Genomic DNA, 20,024 nt, shown 5'->3' with positions numbered 1-20,024 from the left:
CGTTCGGGCCCAAATGACGTCAAACAAGGAGCTGCTATGACGATCCAAAGCTTTATTCCCCCTCACCGTATCTTAATGGGACCAGGTCCTTCCGATATCTACCCGCAGGTTCTGCAAGCTTTAAGTCGGCCAACGGTGGGACATTTAGACCCACTCTTTATTGCCATGATGGATGAGCTCAAGCAGTTATTAAAATACGCATTTCAAACAGAAAATGATTTTACCATTGCAGTTTCTGCCCCTGGTAGTGCCGGGATGGAAGCGTGCTTCGTTAACTTGATTGAAAAAGGTGATAAGGTCATCGTATGCCGCAATGGTGTGTTTGGTGATCGTATGCGTGAAAACGTCATTCGTGCGGGAGGTGAAGTGGTAGTGGTTGACGACGAGTGGGGGAATCCCGTTTCAGTCGATAAAGTCGATCAAGCCCTTCAGCAGCATCCTGATACCAAAATCTTAGCATTTGTTCATGCAGAAACGTCAACAGGGGCCGTCAGTGATGCACAAGCTCTTGGCCAACTAGCGAAGCAGTACAACGCTCTATCCATTGTTGATGCAGTTACGTCATTGGGTGGTGTGCCACTAAAAGTGGATGAGTGGCAGTTGGATGCCGTTTACTCGGGGAGCCAGAAGTGTTTGTCATGTGTGCCAGGTTTATCCCCTGTGACTTTCTCGGCGGCTGCAATAGAGAAAATTCAATCGAGAACCACACCAGTACAAAGTTGGTTCCTCGATCAAAGTTTGGTACTAGGTTACTGGAGCGGTGAAGGAAAGCGCAGCTATCACCATACTGCGCCTGTTAACAGCCTTTATGCTTTACATGAAGCTCTATTGATACTAAAAAATGAGGGGCTTGAAAATGCATGGGCACGTCATCAGAAAATGCATGAAAAGCTTAAAACAGGTTTACAAAAACTGGGCTTTGAGTTCGTCGTTGAAGAAGCGTACCGTTTACCTCAACTGAACGCGATTTATGTGCCAGAAGGTATTGATGAAGCGAAAGTTCGCACGCATTTGTTAGCAACGTATAACCTAGAGATTGGCGCAGGACTAGGCACCTTGGCTGGGAAAGCATGGCGAATTGGGTTGATGGGCTACGGGGCACGTGCTGAAAATGTGGCTTTATGTCTAAAAGCGTTGGAAGAGTCCCTGACTCAATAACTGCATGTTATACCGAGCAATTCTATAAGGTCGGTTGTACAAAAAAGCGAAGGCGGTGCTCTTCGCTTTTTTGTTTTTACTTCGTTGTTGGTTGTGTCATTGATTGTGCTGGCGAAGCTGGCTGCGCATGTGACGGCGGTTGGTAATTGACGTCACTAAAATCAATGTTAGGGAATAAGAATTGTGCCTCAGCGCGTATTTGTTCTGCTTTGCTGCTGTCATCCAATCCTTGGTAAGCAAGAATCAAGTTATTATAAAAAGCAGGCCGTGGTTTGTCTTTGATGATCTTAAGCGACCAATCGATATATGGTTGAATTAAGCTTGGATCTTGCTTGTATAAACCAATATTGAGGAAGGTGCTATACACATCCCAGTCAAACCTATCTTTCCACACCACCGGATTACTCACTTGATTTAAAATGTCTGGGTTGGTTGGGCGCGTGGATTCGAACTTAGTCAGAATATAGTTAGTGTGTAGCGCACTGACCATGTAGAACGTCAATATAATTGGAAAGATCAAGCTTAAGACGCGCAATAACGCTTTGGTGATGTTCGTAAATCCTACTTGCCGATAGCGAGAGACTCGCTGATCAACCCAGTAAAGTAGAATAATGAAAGTCAGCCAGTGCGCCAGCGAGTGATAAAACGGGTATTCCAATTGCGAGTGCAACACTATTGGAATAAAGAGTCCGAGCAATGCCAGACGAGTCCCTCGTTTAGCTTGATAAATGCGGTGCAGCACCAGTGCCATGGCTAAAAAGATGCCGAGTATTGGTAATAAACCACCCTCAACCCCCCAATAAAGCAACTCATTGTGGGGATGATCCATCGAAGGTAAGCCAGCAGGGTAGTTAGTATTGAGTGCATGCTGTCTAGCGGTGTAAAGCATATAGGCAGACTCAAACTTACCATAACCATAACCTGTAAACGGCTTTTCGATGACCATATCCAAAGTTTGTGGAAAAGTATAAGTGCGAGCTGACTCCATATTCACTTTTTCTGCCGCTAAGCCACCACCATCGGGGAAAGCAATATACATCACAACAACAGATAGCATTAGTCCTGCGACGATGGAGCTAACCCAATGTGTAAATCGCTTTTTGGTCGTGTAGCGGTACATGTATGGAATGACCAGCAACACTGCAATTATAGACGCTAACCAGCCTGTCCTTGACGCCAAAGCAACAAGCAAGGGGAGCGTTAAAACTGGCACGGCATACAGTAAGTAAATATCGCTAAGTTTGCGTGAGTATTTATACGGCTGTCGGGCGAGTAAGTAGCTCGCGATGACCAAACCGGTCGCAAGAAAGCTAGCCATAACGTTTGGCTGTTGAAAAATACCATACGGTCTATTCGCCACGGTGTTATAGCCGAACGGGTTACCAGGCTTGAGGTATAGGTACTGTATCAGACCAAAAATGGCTTCGATGATCACCGCTAACACGATAAACCACAGCAATCGTTGTCGATGCTTATTACTAAAATGGAATTGTTGCAAAACCACAAAAAACAAGAAGCCACACCAAAGGCCAATGAGTTTATTTGTTGCTAACTCAATATTTGCGTTTGGATACAGTATGGGCACCGTCATAATGCCAGCACTGATAAACAAGCCTATGGTTAATTTAGAAAACCTTAAAGTCTGATTGCGGGCAAGATGATAAAAGCCGATACCCAGTGCAAAACTAAATACAATCCAAGTGGTCGCATTGAATGATAAGGCTAGCCCTGCACCTCCAGGGTTAGGCATAAAAAAGTGCATCGCCAGTATAAACAGAACTGCCAAAGCGATGAGAAACTTGCGATTGAGAGGGACCTGAGCTTTCTTAGGCGAAAGTTTGGTTCCACTTACGTGTATAGTGGCCATAGATATTGCATTGCTTTTAATATTTGCATGATTTGAATTAAAAAAGACCAGTATCTACTGGTCTTTGTACTTTACCTGTTTTTTTTATTTCAACATAGGCTTAAGGAAGTGGGCTGTGTGCGAACCTTCGATCTGGGACACATCTTCAGGTGTTCCTTGAGCGATAATTTCACCACCGCCTTGACCTCCTTCTGGGCCTAAGTCGACAATCCAGTCCGCCGTTTTTATGACATCAAGATTGTGTTCAATCACCACTACCGTATTGCCATGGTCACGTAGTCGGTGGAGAACCGATAACAATTGTTGAATATCATGGAAATGCAAGCCAGTGGTTGGTTCATCCAAAATGTAGAGCGTTTTCCCTGTGTCTCGCTTGGACAACTCTCTTGCCAGCTTTACTCGTTGCGCTTCACCACCAGATAACGTGGTGGCGGCTTGCCCAAGGCGAATGTAGGACAAGCCGACATCCATTAAGGTTTGGAGTTTACGTGCTATTGCAGGAACGGGCTTAAAGAACACGTGTGCATCTTCGACCGTCATTTCGAGCACTTCATCAATGGTTTTGCCTTTGTAGCGAACTTCTAAGGTTTCGCGGTTATAGCGTTTTCCTTTACAGACATCACATGGGACGTAAACATCGGGTAGGAAGTGCATTTCTACCTTGATCACGCCATCGCCCTGACAAGCTTCACAGCGACCACCGCGCACATTAAAACTGAAGCGACCTGGCTTATAGCCTCGTGAGCGTGATTCCTGAGTACCTGCAAACAGTTCACGGATCGGAGTAAAGATGCCAGTGTAGGTTGCAGGGTTAGAACGAGGGGTTCGACCAATAGGGCTTTGATCAATGTCGATCACTTTATCAAAGTGTTCCAGACCCTTGATCGACTTGTAAGGCGATGGATGAGCCGTTGTTGCCCCATTCAATTGAGTATGAGCAATTTTAAAGAACGTATCGTTAATCAACGTCGATTTGCCTGAGCCAGATACACCAGTGATACAGCTAAATAAACCAACAGGTAATGATAAATTGACGTTATTCAGGTTGTTACCCGTTGCGCCAATCAGCTCCACCGTCTTTTTAGGATCGCGAGGGGTGCGTTCTTTTGGCACGGCGATTTCTTTCGCACCACTTAAATATTGTCCGGTCAGTGAGTTAGGGTTAGCAATAATCTCTGCCATGGTTCCTTCTGCGACCACATTACCACCATGAACCCCTGCACCAGGGCCAATATCAATCACGTGGTCAGCACAACGAATGGCATCTTCATCATGCTCAACAACCAAAACGGTATTACCTAAATCACGTAGGTGAGTCAGGGTCTTTAGCAGTCGCTCATTATCACGCTGGTGGAGACCTATTGAGGGCTCATCCAGTACATACATTACACCAACGAGCCCTGCTCCAATTTGGCTTGCCAAACGGATACGCTGTGCTTCACCGCCAGATAAGGTTTCAGCACTTCTCGATAGGTTGAGATAATTCAAGCCAACGTTGACTAAAAACTGCAAACGATCATTTATCTCTTTCATGACCTTTTCGGCAATTTGCGCTCGTTGGCCTTCCAATTTCAACGTTTCAAAAAAAGCTAACGCATCAGCGATGCTTAGTTCAACAATTTCAGGCAATGTGGTATCGGCAATAAAGACGTTTCTGGCTTCTAAGCGAAGGCGTGTACCGCAACAGCTTGAGCATGATTTAGTGGAGATATACTTTGCGAGATCTTCTCGTACCGAGTTAGATTCTGTATCGCGATAGCGTCGCTCAAGGGTATTGAGAATTCCTTCGAATGGGTGACGTTTTACACGGATGTCACCACGATCATTGATGTACTTAAACTCAACTTCGGTGCGGCCAGAGCCTTTTAAAATCACATCTTGTATTTTTTTCGACAATGAGTTGAACGGCGCGTGTAAGTCAAATCCATAGTGATCCGCAAGAGAGGTCAACATTTGGAAATAGTAATAGTTCTTTTGGTCCCAGCCACGAATCGCACCTTGCGCCAGGCTGAGCGAATCATCCTGAATGACACGACTAGGATCGAAATACTGTTGAACACCTAAACCATCACACGTGCCGCAAGCCCCAGCAGGGTTATTAAATGAGAACAATCTTGGTTCCAGCTCTTGCATACTGTAACCACATTTAGGGCAAGCGAAGTTGGCAGAGAAGATGATTTCTTCGTCTTCTCCGTCCATTGGCGCGACAACAGCGATACCACCAGACAGCTCCAAGGTTGTTTCGAAAGATTCCGCTAAACGTTGCTGTAAATCTGGGCGTACTTTGAAGCGATCTACCACCACTTCAATCGTATGTTTTTTATGTAGCTCTAACGTTGGGGGATCGGATAAATCGCAGGTTTCACCGTCAATACGGGCACGGATAAAACCCTGTGCAGCGAGGTTTTCTAAGGTTTTGACGTGCTCGCCTTTACGTTCTTTAACAATGGGGGCGAGCAACATCATCTTGCTTCCCTCAGGCAGTTCCAAGACTTTGTCTACCATTTGGCTAATGGTCTGAGCCGCAAGCGGAACGTGATGGGTTGGACATCTCGGCTCACCTACACGGGCATATAGCAGGCGTAAGTAATCGTAAACTTCAGTAATTGTGCCGACCGTCGAGCGCGGGTTATGAGAAGTGGATTTTTGTTCAATAGAAATAGCGGGTGATAGCCCTTCGATATGATCGACATCGGGCTTTTCCATCAGAGACAAAAACTGACGAGCGTAAGCAGAAAGTGATTCTACATAGCGTCGTTGTCCTTCTGCATATAAGGTATCGAATGCGAGAGAAGACTTACCAGAGCCACTTAACCCGGTGATAACAGTCAGCTTATCGCGAGGAATGGTAAGGTTAATATCTTTGAGGTTATGGGTTCGGGCACCGCGAACTTCTATTTTATCCATCGTATTTGCTCTATGTATAACCAAGTGGGGCAAGTATTACATAGTGTGAGAAATGTGCAAAGAAATACTGGACAAAAAAACAGTAAAGAAAAGCCCAGCAAAGTGCTGGGCTTCATAGCTTATAATAGGAGTGGCTTAACAAGCTTACGCAGAACGTTGCGTTGAGTGTTTACCGAGTTCTGATTTTTTCTCATCTTTTAGGTATAGATTTTCGAAACAGTAGTTAGTCGCTTCGATATAGCCCTCGACACTACCGCAGTCAAAACGTTGACCTTTAAATTTATACGCCAGAACACAACCTGCTTTAGCTTGTTTTAGCAACGCATCGGTGATTTGAATCTCACCACCTTTGCCAGGTTCTGTGCTTTCAATAAGGTCAAAAATATCTGGAGTTAGAATATACCGTCCGATGATCGCTAGGTTACTTGGTGCCGTGCCTTGTTCTGGCTTTTCCACCATGTTATCAACGCGGAAGATGTCATCTTTAATCATCTCACCAGCAATCACACCGTATTTGTGCGTTTCTTCTTCTGGCACTTCTTGTACTGCAACGATTGAACAACGGAATTGTTTAAAGAGCGCAACCATTTGAGCCAGTACGCCATCCCCTTCTTCATTCACGCACAAGTCATCGGCCAATACTACGGCGAAAGGTTCGTCACCAACCAGTTCACGGCCAGTTAGAATCGCGTGACCTAAACCTTTCATTTCGCGTTGGCGAATGTAAGTAAAGTTTGCAGAGTCGATGATTTCACGAATATCTACCAGCAGCTCTTCTTTGTTTGTGCCACTGATTTGATGTTCAAGTTCATAGTTTTTGTCGAAGTGATCCATGATTGAGTGTTTGCCACGGCCAGTAACAATACACATGCCGTCCATACCAGCTTGGATTGCCTCTTCTACACCGTATTCAATCAACGGTTTGTTCACTACTGGCATCATCTCTTTAGGCATAGACTTGGTCGCAGGTAGGAAGCGTGTACCATAGCCTGCAGCAGGGAACAGACATTTCTTAATCATTGGGGGATTATCCTTTCTCGTCGTTATTATCAAGAATTTGCTCAACACTTTAACATGAGAGGTGCGAACGAATCATGAATAAAGTAGGAAAAAAGGTGAGAAATAAACGGAAAAAGCATGAGCGATGCCGAATTGGGTACCGAGAACCATTAATAGGCTTCTTTATGATATTAGGTTCTGATCTGCCCAAGCGATTGCTTGTACGCGGTTTTTCACCGAGAGCTTCTTAAAGATCTGGTACAAGTGCGATTTGATCGTAAACTCACTGACAAATAATTCTTCTGCCATTTGGCTATTCGATGCGCCTGCTTGTAGGCAGCGTAAGACTTGTAATTCTCTAATTGTAAGATCTACGGTGGCCGGTGCTGTGTGAGTATTGATGACATTGCGGTAGTAATGCAAAAGCTGGCTTGTTACGTTGCGTGGCAGCCAGTTCTGCCCATTAACAATTCCCTTTAGTCCTTCAGCAATTTGTTCCGCGGAGTCATCTTGGTAGAACACGCCTTTGAGTTGACCAAATGAGAGCAGCTCATCCGTGGTCAGGCGCTTAGGAACGTTGAAAATGATCGTCTCAAAGTTTTTCCATACGAGTGGTAAATTCTTGATCGATTGGACGAGACATTTGTGCTCATTAAAATCAAGGAGCAGAATTTTATTACGGTACTCCGGCTTCGCTTCCATTAAATCCTCTGTTGAGATAACCGGAATATTCATGTCGGCTAACTTTTCCAAATCAGCAACTGTTTGGCCTGTGTTCTCTTTCATACTGATAAGAAACAGCTTTCTGGCATAAGCTGACTTTTTCACGTGTGCCTACCTCCTTATGTTCAACCAAGGCCGTAAACTGGCATTAAAGATCAGCAAGAGCTACCGCTTTAGCGAATAAATGCGTTCAGATTCAAAGGAACGCGATAAATTTTCTGCAAATAGAATCAAAAATGCTACACGTTTAACTTGCGACGAGATTGCGCTTCTCAAATCAAGCATCTTGACGTTATTTTGGCTTAGGGTTTAATCCAACGATTAAAGCGTGCTATTCTAGTGCGCTAAAATTTTATATATCCAGAGTGAAACGGAGCACATCATGGCCAGCCGTGGAATTAACAAAGTTATTTTGGTGGGAAATTTAGGTAACGACCCTGAAATTCGTTACATGCCGAATGGCGGTGCAGTAGCAAACATTACTATTGCAACCTCTGATTCATGGCGTGATAAAGCGACTGGCGAGCAGCGCGAAAAGACAGAATGGCATCGTGTAGTGTTGTTCGGCAAGCTTGCGGAAGTGGCTGGTGAGTATCTACGTAAAGGCTCACAAGTTTACATTGAAGGTCAACTACAAACCCGTAAATGGCAAGACCAAAGTGGTCAAGACCGTTACTCAACGGAAGTTGTGGTACAAGGCTTCAATGGCGTGATGCAAATGCTTGGTGGTCGTTCGCAAGGTGGCGCACCTGCTACAGGTGGTCAACAGCAACAAGGTGGCTGGGGACAACCTCAACAACCGGCCCAGCAGCAACAATACAACGCGCCTCAGCAACAGCAACCTCAACAACAGGCTCCGCAGCAACCTCAGCAGCAATACAATGAGCCACCGATGGATTTTGACGACGACATTCCGTTCTGATCTCAAGGTCGCACTTTAGTTGTATAGTCGTTTAAGAAGCCGCGAGAACTCGCGGCTTTTTTATTTCTTCCAATTTGTGGCAAGAGATATATGCCGAAGCCTCTCACTATCAAGCTAATACGATTGTTTAGCGCGAACTAATCCAGTATAAGTACTCCAATAAGGTATATGCCCAAATAACCTTGAAATGCTGGTTTTATCTCGCTCTTTTGTATGACGTCACCATGCTATTTGACGTGCAGTTACGTTAATCAAGTTGTGTATTACGCACGGTTTTTCTTCGTGTGATTAGTATGATCTCAGCCCCTCGCATTTTGAATCATTTGGATATAGTGAATAGAAAAAGGATTTAGTATTCATGAGGTATACCCCAACCTTGAAACTGAGCACACGGCTGGTGGCTTTTGTCACTATGATCGTCATCTGTGCGATGTTTATCTTGTTTGTCGGTGGCACTCTTTCCTTTAAACGGCTTGGGCAGGAGTATCTCAACCATTATTTAGAGGGAATTGTAGAAGTCGTCGACAAGGAAATGGTCGACCCAGACGCTGCGTATTCAATGCAACGTTGGATGCCTAAGATGCTCCAGGCCAGTAATATTGTTGAAATGACCCTATCGACCGACAATGCGGTTGTTTATCGTTTCAAAGATACTTCACATAAGTTGGATGCGTCGCTTTTATTTGAAAAAGAATATCCTCTGGCGCACAACCAAGACTATGTCATTCACTTTAAAGCATTGCCGCCTTATTTAGGTTATAGCTACTCGTTGCATGCTCTTTGGTCGATCACGCTTGCGGTTATTTTGATTATTTTTTGCTTAATGCGAGGTGTTGCTTGGTTAAAAGAGCAATTACTCGGATCTGAAATGCTGGAAGAGCGGGGGCGGATGATCCTTGCAGGGCGTGTTGAACAATACGCGAAAGGTGATGAAAAAGAGTGGCCATATACAGCAAGTGAAGCGCTCGATGTGCTGATTGAAGAATTACAGGATGCGCGCCAAGAACGAAGCCGGTTCGACACGTTCATTCGCACGCAAACCTTTCTTGATAAACTGACCGGAACGGCAAACCGAGTGCTGTTTGACAGCAAACTGGAATCGGCGCTTCTGGAAAGTGGATCGCGTGGTGCGGTGCTATTGGTACGTATTCACGACTGGAAGTCAGTTGAAGAGGTTCAAGACAAGCAGTCGTGTGACGAGTTTATCGTTGAGGTTGGGAGTTTACTTTCCAACTTAGTGCAACGTTACCCTGATGTGGTTTTTTCTCGTTATTATGATGCAGATTTTGCGCTGTTTTTACCGCACCAAAGTTCAAAAGATGTGGCAAATCTTGCTTCTCAATGTATTCGTCAACTTGAAAAGCTCATGCCGCCAGAACCTTTGGATCCAGAAGATTGGTGCCACATTGGCATTACCATGTATAAAGAAGGCGAACGGCACAGTCAAATTATTGATGAAGCAGAAACCGCGTTGAGAAGTGCTCAATTACAGGGCAACAATAACTGGAGTCGTTTCAAAAAATGGAATCATGATGAAGAATCTCGAGGAAGTGTGAGGTGGCGCACATTATTTGACAAAGTGCTGACATCTGAAAATGTGATACTCTACGCACAGTCGGTGTATGTCATTGCAAACTTTACCAATGATAAGCCTTTGTACCAAGAATTGATGTGTCGTATTCGCGATCCTGAAAATGGCATTGTGAAAGCTTCTCGGTTCATTTCTGCTATCCGCCAAGTCGGTTATGAAGCGCAAATGGACAGAGCGGTTGTTAATAAATTCTTAACGTTTTTTAAAGGCGAAAATAAGCCATCGGTATGTTATGCGTTAAACTTGAACGTGGTGCCATTCTCTAATCGAGACTACTTCAAATGGTTTCGTTATGAACTTCTACAATTGTCACATGCGCAAAGAGCCAGTCTGAGTTTTGAGTTTGTAGAAGCGCAATTTGTCAAACATTTAGACTTTATGCGGCCTGTCGCTAAGATGCTGACTGGTTTAGGGTGCCATATCATGATCGCGCAAGCGGGGCGTACGATCGTCAGTACTCACTACTTGAAAGAGGTAGATATTCGTTATCTTAAGCTTCATCGCAGTTTGGTCACCAAAATAGACCAGCGACCTGAGAACCAGTTATTTATTCGTAGCATGCTCGGTGCTGCGGAAAACAGCAAAACCCAAGTCATCGCAGTGGGCATTGAGAACCGACATGAGTTAAACACATTAACTGAATTAGGTGTGTATGGTGGGCAGGGGCGTTTCTTCTCTCCCGAGAGGCAATATCTCCCTCGTCCTCAGAGCGTCAAAAGCCCTCGTCAAGAGCCTCAAGTAAAACTGGGCAAGCGGAATCGATGGCGGAAAAAATAAAGATAATAAACATGGATTTAAAAACATTGTTTGACAAGTTTATGCCATCTAAAAATGGTGGTCGCACTTGCTTCTTGGTGGTTCAGCCAGATGCTGTTTACTTGTCCTCTTCAACAAAGAATGGGCGCCCTGCGCAGTTTGAAATCTCTGAATCAAACTGGGAAAAAGCCTTAGAACAAGCTTTAGGTGTTGCTGCGAGTTCAAGTGACTCGCTGACAGTTGTGCTGTCACATAACTACTATCAGATGTATCAAATTGACAAACCCGCAATGCCTCGTCAGGAGTGGCCAGCTGCATTGCCATTTTTGTTAAAAGAGCTGATTTCTGAGCGAGCCATCGATATTGTCGCAGATGCAGTAGAGCTACCCAATTCAAACAAAGTGCAAGCTTATGTTTTATCAAGAAAAGTGCTTGATAAAATCTTACAGTTGGCCAATCGAGCTCAACTGACGTTAGAGAGCATCATTCCAGAAGACGATGTTTGGGGTTATACGGCCGGAGAGCTTGGCAACTTTTTACTCTTGCAGCGTAGTGTACGCGGACATTTCCGTATCAGTGCATTTGTTGGGCATACCGTCGCTTTTCACCGCTCTATTCGTAGCGTAACGCCACCGTTAACGGGTGTGCCATCCACAGAACTTCAAATGGACAGTTTGTCTTTGGAGTTGCAGCGCTCGATAGACTACCTCTCTTCTCAGTTACGAAATGTTCAGCTGCACCAACTTAAGGTGTGCTGTGATGAAGAAGACGAAAACGAGCTAGTTCAATCACTTAACTACCGATTGAGCACCAAAGTTTCTCCATTGTTCGATACTGAGCGAGAGCTGTCGGGGCATGTGTTAGCGGATAGCGCTGCGGCGTTAAACGAGCGAAAGATCAATCTCTATCCCGATCATTTAAAGCCAAAAAAAGAGCATCTTAGCTTAAAAAATGTCGTCATATCTTGGGGCGTTGCCGCCGCGGCACTTATGTTGCTGTATGGGTATGAAACTTGGCAAAGTGAAGGAATAGAAAATGATGTCGCTATTTTAAAAAGCAAAGGCAGTATTATGAAGTCTGAGCTTGACCGTTACCAAGTCCAGTTGCGTAAACATCAACCGGACAACAATAAGATCGCCGCAAAAGCGCGTCTAGAGCGTGAAGTCAAAGCCAAGCGTGATTCATTAAGAGCGGTTGGAAAGTATGATGCCTCTCAGCAAGCAGGTTATTCAGGTGTGATGCAGTCACTGGCTAAGTTGAGTAATAAACAGATCGCGTTATCTGAAATTCGTATCAACCAAAATACGTTGGATTTAAAAGGGTTAGCAAAAACACCGAGTGCCGTGCCGAGTTGGGTAAACCAATTTAAGCATGAGGTCAGTTTGGTTGGGCGAACCTTTGATGAAGTCAAAATCGGTCGTAATGAGGCAGGTATTGTGACGTTTGAACTAAAAACGCACGAGGGTAAAGATAAATGAATGAGTTTTGGCTTTCATTAGAAGAGCGTTTTGGCGAAATGAGTGCACGTGAAAAGGTGCTCGTTGCTGTATGTGGATTGGTGACAATTGTGATGCTGCTCTTTACCTTAGTTCTTGAACCTAAGTTTAATGAGATAGCTCGCAACGAAAAGCAACTCACTAACTTAAAGTTAGAGAACCAGAAAACTGAAGCCAGTATTTTACGTATTCAAGCGCAATTGAATAAAGATCCTAACGCTCAAATTGACTCGGAGATTTCTAACCTTTTAGCGGAAAGTCAGCACCTTTCTACACAGTTATCCGAGATCATTGAGCACCTGATTAGCCCTTCACAAATGGCGGAACTATTGGAGAGTGTGTTAGCGCAGCAAGACGGTATTCATTTGCTATCGATGCAAACGTTGCCTTCGGAACCCATTACAGAGAACAAAGATGCATCTCAGTACTCGGGATATTATGTGCACCCTGTCCGAATGGAGCTAACGGGAGACTACTTCTCTATTGCTAACTACTTGAATAAATTAGAAAGCTTGCCGGCAAGCTATTACTGGCGTAGCTTTAGCTACAAAGTTGAAGACTACCCAAAAGCACACTTGGTGTTGGAAGTGTACACCTTGGGATCTCGAGAGGAGTTTATTGGTGGTTAAGCAACTCATTATCTCAATGTTTTTAGTGGTAGCGGCAGGAACGGCTTGGGCCAATCAAGATCCGACTGCCCCATTTGATTGGCAAGCACCCGCAACAGATTCGAGTGCTACACCACAAGTGAAGCAATATCCAGTGCCGACTCTGAATAGCATTATCTGCAAGCCTAATGCTCGATGTATCGCAATCTTGAACAATCACATTGTTGAGCAGGGTGAGCGGGTAGAAGGGTATCGTGTCGCTAGAATAACCAGTGATTTTGTAACGTTAAAGCGTGGTAACCGTGTGTGGGAGCTGGAGCTTTTTGGTTTGAATGTAAAAAAATAATAGTCAGAGCCTGATCAGATATGCGCAAATTAGTTGTAGGAATAACCATCGCTTCATTAATGGGGTGCTCCATGGGGCATCGTGATCCTGTTGAAGTGAAACAAGCACTTAATGAATCTATCAATCAAGCGAATAGCCGTACGTTGGAAGAGATTCCATTGTCCGTTGAAGAAGACTTGATGCCGGATCTCAATACAAGTGTGTCGTCAGAGCAAGCCACATCGAAGCGTTTCCGTATACAAGCCAACGAAGTTGAAGCAAGAAGCTTTTTTGCCTCGTTAGTGAAAGGAACGGAGTATAGCGTCGCGATTCACCCAGCGGTACAAGGTAATATTACGGTGAATTTATCGGACGTAACCTTAGATGAAGTACTCAACGTCGTGCAGGATATGTATGGCTATGATGTGACGAAATCCGGCAAGGTCATTCAGGTATATCCGGCTGGTATGCGCACGGTTACCATCCCAGTCGACTATTTGCAGTTCAAACGAACCGGTCGCTCTTTGACCAGCATTAGCACTGGCTCTGTCACGGCGGCGGGACCGTCTAACTCTGGCGGCTCGTCTAACGATTCTGATTCTAGAAGCAATAACCGTGACAATGAAAACAGCGCGACCTCTTCAACGGGAGGCACGCGTATTGAGACGGTGACAGAAAGCGACTTTTGGCCGTTGTTACAACAGGCGGTAACCAGCTTAATTGGCTCAGGTCAGGGACAAAGCGTTGTGGTGACGCCACAAGCCGGCGTGATTACCGTTCGCGCATTCCCGGATGATATTCGTGAAGTGAGAGAGTTTTTAGGTACATCCCAAGAGCGTATGCAGCGTCAGGTTATCTTAGAAGCGAAAATTCTCGAAGTCACACTGAGCGATGGTTATCAGCAGGGCATTAATTGGTCGAATTTAACCGCATCGATTGGTAACTCTGGCAGTGTTGTTGTTAACCGTCCCGGATCAAGCCTACCAGCCCTTGATGCCATTGGCACCTTATTGGGCGGTCAGACGAATGTGACGATCTCGGATGGTAACTTTGATGCCGTGTTAAACTTTATGTCGACACAGGGCGACCTTAATGTGTTATCGAGTCCACGGATTACCGCTGCGAATAACCAAAAGTCCGTGATTAAAGTAGGTACTGATCAGTATTTTGTTACCGAGCTTTCAAGTAATGTCGGCAGTAGTGACAATTCCAATGCGGTACCAGAAGTCGAATTGACGCCTTTCTTCTCCGGCATCTCACTTGACGTAACACCGCAAATTGATAACACCGGCAATGTGTTCCTTCACGTTCATCCAGCAGTGATTGAAGTGGAAGAAGAAATTAAGCAACTCAATCTGGGCGGTGATTTTGAAGATGTAGCGCTGCCATTGGCGAAAAGCTCAATTCGTGAGTCTGATTCGGTCATTCGTGCTCGAGACGGCGATGTAGTTGTGATTGGCGGCTTGATGAAACAGCAAAACTCCGAGCAGGTGTCAAAAGTTCCATTTCTAGGTGACATCCCGGCGCTTGGACACTTATTCCGTAATGTGAACAACGTAACGCAAAAAACGGAATTGGTGATTCTATTGAAGCCGACGGTTGTTGGCGTAAACTCTTGGCAGAAAGAGCTCGAGCGTTCTCGTGATCTCCTGCAAGAGTGGTTCCCAGATGAGCAATAATATCTGGGAGAGTATGAGTTTCTCAGAGAGTTTGTGATTCGATATGTATTTGTCACATTTTGGATTTCGAGTTCAACCCTTTTCACTGACCCCAAACACCGATATGTTTTTGGGGTTAGTTCCCCATTATGAAGCGATTCAAACCATTTTGGCCGCAATTCAAATGGGAGAGGGCGTGATCAAGGTGACGGGCGAAGTCGGTACCGGAAAAACCATGGTATGTCGAAAGCTGATTGAACAAATCGAATCACAGGTCGAGTTGGTTTATTTGCCCAATCCAATCCTAAATGGCGAACAATTGCAGTTAGCGGTTGCGCGAGAGCTTGGTATTCAAAGTGATGATCCGCTCAGTATCGTCTCTCTGATCCAAGAACATTTAATCCAAGTGCATGCCACTGGTAAACAAACCGTATTGATTGTCGATGAAGCTCAGGCGCTTTCTCTTCCCGCTCTCGAAACCTTGCGCTTGTTCGGTAATTTAGAAACCGAGCAGAGTAAGCTGATTCAACTGGTTCTTTTTGGTCAGCCTGAGTTGGATGAACGCCTAGCCAGCCATGAATTAAGACAGTTTCGTCAGCGAGTTACGTTCAATTGTGCACTGCGACCATTGTCAATGGATGAAGGGGTTGCCTACATCAACAATCGTTTGAATAAAGCCGGAAATGGCGAACATATCTTTTCGGTTGAGCAGAAAAAAGCCATTTGGCGATCTGCGATGGGTATCCCAAGGTTAATCAATCAAATCAGCCATAAAGCACTGTTAGCCGCATTTAATGACCGTTGCACCATACTGAAAAATCATCATGTTTATGTGGCCATTCACGACACATTTGATGCCCGTAAACCAAAATTTAAAACGCCCGTTTTCTGGGGATGGAGTCAAGCTTGAGTGCCATCAATAAAGCATTATCAGACATTGCTAAAAAAAACTCGCCTAGTGAATTAACCAAGGCGGAGGTGCCCCACGTTTCTCGCAGTAAGCCTTGGTTATGGTTAATGACGGGATTCTCATTGAGCCTTGCTGTCGGAGGGTGGGCTGTCTCTCAGGCACCAGCATTGCCGGAAGAAACCGGACAAGCCTTATCCAACGTTAACACGCTTGTCGCTAAGAAAAGTGAGGGGCAAGTCGTTCACTCTCCGACCAATAAAACGACACCAGAAACCCATCGAGTGGTTTATACCAAGCCTGCTATCAAGAACCCTACAGAGAATGCAGGTTCACAACAAAGCCAAACGTCTTTGCTGGTTGGCCAAGTTCATGCTGATAACGTTGGTGAAGTGAACACGGAGATGGTGAGTACAACAGCAAGACAACTGCGTCGGGTGGTAGAGTCAGCAGAACCTGACTCAATGACGGATGAACCCATTCTGATTGCACAAGTGACAAGCGCGCAAAATCAACCATTGAGTGCTTTGGAGTCAGAGAGCTCCATGCGAGTCGAGCAGGTCGAGTTGACTCACCAGCAGCTCGCTGGCAAAGCAATAAGCCGTGCTGAAAAGGCGATTGAAGCGAACGATATTGAACGTGCACTGTCCGCTTATCGTGAAGCATTGCGCTATGACTCAAGAAATACCGAAACTCGCCAAAAACTGGCGGCATTGTATTTTGGTAAAGGGGATACCCGAAAAGCGTACGAGATTATTCAAGAAGGGATTAGTCTTGATACCAATAATCAAACTTTGCGCTTGGCATTATCGAAGTTGCTGGTGAAAGCTGAACAACCGAACGCAGCATTAAGTCCGCTGGTGCATTTACCGCCGATGCCAAGTCGTGAGTATTTGGCGATGCGAGCCGCTTTGGCACAAAAGCAAAAACAGAATGACATTGCTTTAGAAAGTTATCAGCTGTTGACGCAGCGCGATCCGGAAAATGCGCGCTGGTGGTTAGGTTTGGCGATTCAGCAAGAACGCGCACTGAATTTTACCGCCGCGATCCGTTCTTACCAAAACGCATCAAGCAAAGTGGGTATCTCGAATCAATCTCAGGCCTTTATTCGCGATCGTCTAACGCTTCTTGAGCAACTGGAGGAAGCGCAATGAAAATTAAATTAAGAAAACGTCTTGGGGATCTACTCGTTGAAGAGGGGATCGTATCGGAAGAGCAAATTCAACAGGCGTTGAATACACAGCGTAATACCGGTCAAAAACTCGGAGATGCGCTGATCGATCTCGGCTTCATTACCGAGAAGCAAATGCTGGAATTCTTATCTCATCAGCTTGGGTTGCCTTTGATTGATCTGGGTCGAGCGCCTGTCGATGCTGACGCGGTGCAAATTCTTCCAGAGGTGCATGCGCGTCGCTTGCGTGCGATGGTCGTTGCGAGAAGTGGTGATACATTACGTGTAGCAATGAGTGATCCCGCCGACTTATTCACGCAAGAGTCGCTGATGAACTTGCTTGGTGAATACAATCTAGAGTTCATCATTGCTTCTGAGCGTCAGTTGATCGAAAGCTTTGACCGCTATTACCGACGTACCAAAGAAATCGCTTCTTTTGCTGAGCAGCTACAGGCGGAACACCAGGACGTGCAAAGCTTCGAATACGGCATTGACGAAGCCGACAGCGAAGAAGTGACGGTAGTCAAACTGATTAACTCGATGTTTGAAGATGCGGTACAAGTTAACGCATCCGACATCCATATTGAGCCGGATGACAAAGTTTTACGTTTGCGCCAGCGTATTGATGGTGTGTTGCATGAAACGCTGTTAAATGAAGTCAATATTGCCTCCGCGCTGGTGTTGCGTCTTAAGCTTATGGCGCAACTGGATATTTCTGAAAAACGTCTCCCGCAGGATGGTCGTTTTAATATCAAAGTACGTGGTCAATCGATTGATATTCGTATGTCGACGTTACCGACCCAATACGGTGAGTCCGTCGTGATGCGCTTGCTCAACCAATCAGCTGGTTTGCGCCCGTTGGAAGAGTCTGGTTTACCGCCTGAGCTGCTTGCCCGTTTACGTCGTCAGCTTTCGCGGCCACATGGCATGATTTTGGTGACGGGACCAACGGGTTCGGGTAAAACCACCACGCTATACGGCGCATTGAGTGAGCTGAACGACTCGAGTAAAAAGATCATTACCGCAGAAGATCCGGTCGAGTACCGCCTGCCTCGTATTACCCAGGTGCAAATCAACAGCCGAATAGACCTGACGTTTGCTCGAGTTTTACGGACGTTTTTGCGTCAAGACCCGGATATCATTCTAGTCGGGGAGATGCGTGACCAAGAAACCGTAGAAATAGGTTTGCGGGCTGCTCTCACTGGTCACTTGGTTCTTAGTACGTTACACACCAACGATGCCGTTGATAGTGCGTTGCGCATGATTGATATGGGCGCACCGGGTTATTTGGTTGCCAGTGCGGTGCGAGCTGTGGTGGCGCAGCGCCTTGTACGACGAATCTGCCCAGAGTGCAAAACGGAACATACGTTGGATGAATCGACTCGACAGTGGTTGGCAGGACGTTTCCCGAATCAAGTTAGCGCCACTTTTTATAAAGGCACAGGCTGTCAGACCTGCAATTTAACCGGATATCGCGGCCGAGTTGGTGTGTTTGAAATGCTGGAACTAGAGGATGAGATGATGGACAAACTGCGTGCTAATGACGCCGTTGGTTTCGCACAAGCCGCTCGACGTTCCGACAATTATAAGCCACTGCTTGCGTCTGCGATGGAACTCGCACTGCACGGCACAGTAAGCTTAGATGAAGTGATGGCGCTTGGAGAGGGCGATGCTTCTGGAAAAGCTGATCCAATTTTTATGTAGGTAAGTGAATGCCAACTTTTCGTTATCAAGGGCGAACGTTAGAAGGTTCCTCCACCAGCGGCAAAATCGAAGCGGTTAACTCAGAGTCGGCTGCGGAAGCGCTGATGAATAAAGGGGTGATCCCGCTTAATATTCGTCTAGAAAAAGAAGGGGTAAAAAATCAATTTAGTCTCACTAAGTTGTTGGTTCCGGCTATCCCTCTCGAAGTCATTATTCTTTTTTCTCGTCAGCTGTTTAGTTTAACCAAAGCGGGTGTACCGTTGTTGCGCTCAATGCGTGGCTTGCTGCAAAACTGTGAGAACAAGCAACTCAGAGACGCGCTGGAAGATGTGGTAGCGGAGTTGAGTAATGGTCGAGGTCTATCCTCTGCAATGCAGCAACATTCCAAGGTGTTTAGTCCGCTGTTCGTTTCTATGATTAGTGTGGGCGAGAACACGGGTCGTCTTGATCAGGCGTTGCTGCAATTGGCCAATTATTACGAGCAAGAGTTGGAAACGCGCAAGCGCATCAAAGCGGCTATGCGTTATCCGACGTTTGTTATCGTTTTTATCACGATTGCCATGTTTATTCTGAATGTGTTGGTGATCCCAGAGTTCGCTTCGATGTTCACGCGCTTTGGGGTGGAGCTGCCGTTGCCAACTCGTATATTGATCGCCACGTCGAATTTCTTTGTCAATTATTGGGTATTGTTGATCGTCGCGATGATTGGCGCCTTCTTTGCCTTTAGAGCGTGGGTGGCCACAGCCGATGGTCGAGAGAAATTCGACAAGTTTCGATTAAGGTTACCTATCGTCGGTGATATCGTTAACCGTGCTCAGTTGTCCCGTTTTGCCAGAACGTTTTCTCTGATGCTTAAGTCGGGTGTGCCGCTTAACCAATCATTGGCACTGGCGGGCGAAGCCTTGGGAAATCGGTTTTTGGAAAACCGGATCATAGAGATGAAGTCGGCCATCGAAGCGGGGAGTACCATTTCTGTCACCGCGATTAACAGTAAGATTTTTACCCCGTTGGTCATACAAATGATCGCGGTAGGTGAAGAGACCGGTCGAATTGACGAACTGTTGTTGGAAGTCTCTGATTTCTATGACCGCGAAGTGGATTACGATTTAAAAACGCTGACAGCGAGAATTGAACCGTTATTGTTGGTCATTGTTGCGGGTATGGTGATGGTGCTTGCCCTTGGTATTTTCCTGCCAATGTGGGGCATGCTGGATATCATCAAAGGCGGCTAA

Annotated in this window: 15 protein-coding genes; 11 read left to right on the top strand and 4 right to left on the bottom strand. The window is 45.7% G+C overall.

All coding sequences use genetic code 11. From position 1 onward, the window contains the following. Positions 1 to 36: 36 nt before the first annotated feature. Positions 37 to 1,158: a pyridoxal-phosphate-dependent aminotransferase family protein gene (locus ONE56_RS11810; RefSeq protein ID WP_423839918.1), complete on the top strand. Its 1,122-nt coding sequence runs from the start codon at positions 37 to 39 to the stop codon at positions 1,156 to 1,158. Between the two features lie 76 nt (positions 1,159 to 1,234). On the opposite strand, the gene ONE56_RS11805 is transcribed toward ONE56_RS11810, so the two are convergent. The 4 genes from ONE56_RS11805 to ONE56_RS11790 all read right to left on the bottom strand — a co-directional run bounded on the left by ONE56_RS11805 (position 1,235) and on the right by ONE56_RS11790 (position 7,759). Continuing rightward, positions 1,235 to 3,025, bottom strand: a complete 1,791-nt coding sequence (locus ONE56_RS11805) for a PglL family O-oligosaccharyltransferase (protein WP_415679528.1) — start codon at positions 3,023 to 3,025, stop codon at positions 1,235 to 1,237. A gap of 84 nt (positions 3,026 to 3,109) precedes the next feature. Further along, entirely contained in the window at positions 3,110 to 5,932 is a 2,823-nt protein-coding gene (gene uvrA / locus ONE56_RS11800) for an excinuclease ABC subunit UvrA (protein WP_423839917.1), read from the bottom strand. A gap of 144 nt (positions 5,933 to 6,076) precedes the next feature. Next, positions 6,077 to 6,952, bottom strand: coding sequence for a UTP--glucose-1-phosphate uridylyltransferase GalU (galU, locus tag ONE56_RS11795; RefSeq protein WP_423839916.1), 876 nt, complete (start codon positions 6,950 to 6,952; stop codon positions 6,077 to 6,079). Between the two features lie 162 nt (positions 6,953 to 7,114). Continuing rightward, positions 7,115 to 7,759: a LuxR C-terminal-related transcriptional regulator gene (locus ONE56_RS11790; protein WP_331439158.1), complete on the bottom strand. Its 645-nt coding sequence runs from the start codon at positions 7,757 to 7,759 to the stop codon at positions 7,115 to 7,117. Between the two features lie 277 nt (positions 7,760 to 8,036). On the opposite strand from ONE56_RS11790, the gene ONE56_RS11785 reads away from it, so the two are divergent. From ONE56_RS11785 to ONE56_RS11740, 10 genes are all read left to right on the top strand, one after another. Beyond that, positions 8,037 to 8,576, top strand: a complete 540-nt coding sequence (locus ONE56_RS11785; protein ID WP_041157192.1) for a single-stranded DNA-binding protein — start codon at positions 8,037 to 8,039, stop codon at positions 8,574 to 8,576. 358 nt (positions 8,577 to 8,934) lie between these two features. Then, positions 8,935 to 10,944 (top strand): RNase E specificity factor CsrD, encoded by a 2,010-nt coding sequence (gene csrD / locus ONE56_RS11780; RefSeq protein WP_423839915.1) that lies wholly within the window; start codon positions 8,935 to 8,937, stop codon positions 10,942 to 10,944. A gap of 11 nt (positions 10,945 to 10,955) precedes the next feature. After that, the gene (locus ONE56_RS11775) at positions 10,956 to 12,401 is read left to right on the top strand and encodes an MSHA biogenesis protein MshI (protein ID WP_423839914.1); all 1,446 of its coding nucleotides are present in this window, start codon (positions 10,956 to 10,958) and stop codon (positions 12,399 to 12,401) included. Further along, positions 12,398 to 13,048: a type II secretion system protein GspM gene (gspM, locus tag ONE56_RS11770; RefSeq protein ID WP_331439089.1), complete on the top strand. Its 651-nt coding sequence runs from the start codon at positions 12,398 to 12,400 to the stop codon at positions 13,046 to 13,048. The genes ONE56_RS11775 and gspM overlap by 4 nt, the downstream gene beginning before the upstream one ends. After that, entirely contained in the window at positions 13,041 to 13,373 is a 333-nt protein-coding gene (locus tag ONE56_RS11765; protein ID WP_423839913.1) for an MSHA biogenesis protein MshK, read from the top strand. Before gspM ends, ONE56_RS11765 begins: the two co-directional genes overlap by 8 nt. Positions 13,374 to 13,393: 20 nt before the next feature. Next, positions 13,394 to 15,031, top strand: coding sequence for a pilus (MSHA type) biogenesis protein MshL (mshL, locus tag ONE56_RS11760; protein WP_331439091.1), 1,638 nt, complete (start codon positions 13,394 to 13,396; stop codon positions 15,029 to 15,031). 43 nt (positions 15,032 to 15,074) lie between these two features. Beyond that, positions 15,075 to 15,920, top strand: a complete 846-nt coding sequence (locus ONE56_RS11755; RefSeq protein ID WP_041157196.1) for an ExeA family protein — start codon at positions 15,075 to 15,077, stop codon at positions 15,918 to 15,920. After that, positions 15,917 to 17,071: a tetratricopeptide repeat protein gene (locus ONE56_RS11750; RefSeq protein WP_423839912.1), complete on the top strand. Its 1,155-nt coding sequence runs from the start codon at positions 15,917 to 15,919 to the stop codon at positions 17,069 to 17,071. The genes ONE56_RS11755 and ONE56_RS11750 overlap by 4 nt, the downstream gene beginning before the upstream one ends. Further along, a complete protein-coding gene (locus ONE56_RS11745) occupies positions 17,068 to 18,792 on the top strand; it encodes a GspE/PulE family protein (RefSeq protein ID WP_423839911.1) in 1,725 nt (574 codons plus the stop codon). Before ONE56_RS11750 ends, ONE56_RS11745 begins: the two co-directional genes overlap by 4 nt. A gap of 8 nt (positions 18,793 to 18,800) precedes the next feature. Further along, a complete protein-coding gene (locus ONE56_RS11740) occupies positions 18,801 to 20,024 on the top strand; it encodes a type II secretion system F family protein (RefSeq protein ID WP_041157199.1) in 1,224 nt (407 codons plus the stop codon).

It is taken from the genome of Vibrio mytili (genome assembly GCF_049563345.1).
Taxonomy (GTDB): domain Bacteria; phylum Pseudomonadota; class Gammaproteobacteria; order Enterobacterales; family Vibrionaceae; genus Vibrio; species Vibrio mytili.
This window is presented reverse-complemented; position numbering and strand designations above follow the sequence as displayed.

What these genes read in the sequence shown, in the direction of transcription:
- ONE56_RS11810 (WP_423839918.1), top strand. Translation starts at nt 37, where the DNA reads ATGACGATCCAAAGCTTTATTCCCCCTCACCGTATCTTAATGGGACCA.
- ONE56_RS11805 (WP_415679528.1), bottom strand. Translation starts at nt 3,025, where the DNA reads ATGGCCACTATACACGTAAGTGGAACCAAACTTTCGCCTAAGAAAGCT.
- uvrA (WP_423839917.1), bottom strand. Translation starts at nt 5,932, where the DNA reads ATGGATAAAATAGAAGTTCGCGGTGCCCGAACCCATAACCTCAAAGAT.
- galU (WP_423839916.1), bottom strand. Translation starts at nt 6,952, where the DNA reads ATGATTAAGAAATGTCTGTTCCCTGCTGCAGGCTATGGTACACGCTTC.
- ONE56_RS11785 (WP_041157192.1), top strand. Translation starts at nt 8,037, where the DNA reads ATGGCCAGCCGTGGAATTAACAAAGTTATTTTGGTGGGAAATTTAGGT.
- csrD (WP_423839915.1), top strand. Translation starts at nt 8,935, where the DNA reads ATGAGGTATACCCCAACCTTGAAACTGAGCACACGGCTGGTGGCTTTT.
- ONE56_RS11775 (WP_423839914.1), top strand. Translation starts at nt 10,956, where the DNA reads ATGGATTTAAAAACATTGTTTGACAAGTTTATGCCATCTAAAAATGGT.
- gspM (WP_331439089.1), top strand. Translation starts at nt 12,398, where the DNA reads ATGAATGAGTTTTGGCTTTCATTAGAAGAGCGTTTTGGCGAAATGAGT.
- mshL (WP_331439091.1), top strand. Translation starts at nt 13,394, where the DNA reads ATGCGCAAATTAGTTGTAGGAATAACCATCGCTTCATTAATGGGGTGC.
- ONE56_RS11755 (WP_041157196.1), top strand. Translation starts at nt 15,075, where the DNA reads ATGTATTTGTCACATTTTGGATTTCGAGTTCAACCCTTTTCACTGACC.
- ONE56_RS11745 (WP_423839911.1), top strand. Translation starts at nt 17,068, where the DNA reads ATGAAAATTAAATTAAGAAAACGTCTTGGGGATCTACTCGTTGAAGAG.
- ONE56_RS11740 (WP_041157199.1), top strand. Translation starts at nt 18,801, where the DNA reads ATGCCAACTTTTCGTTATCAAGGGCGAACGTTAGAAGGTTCCTCCACC.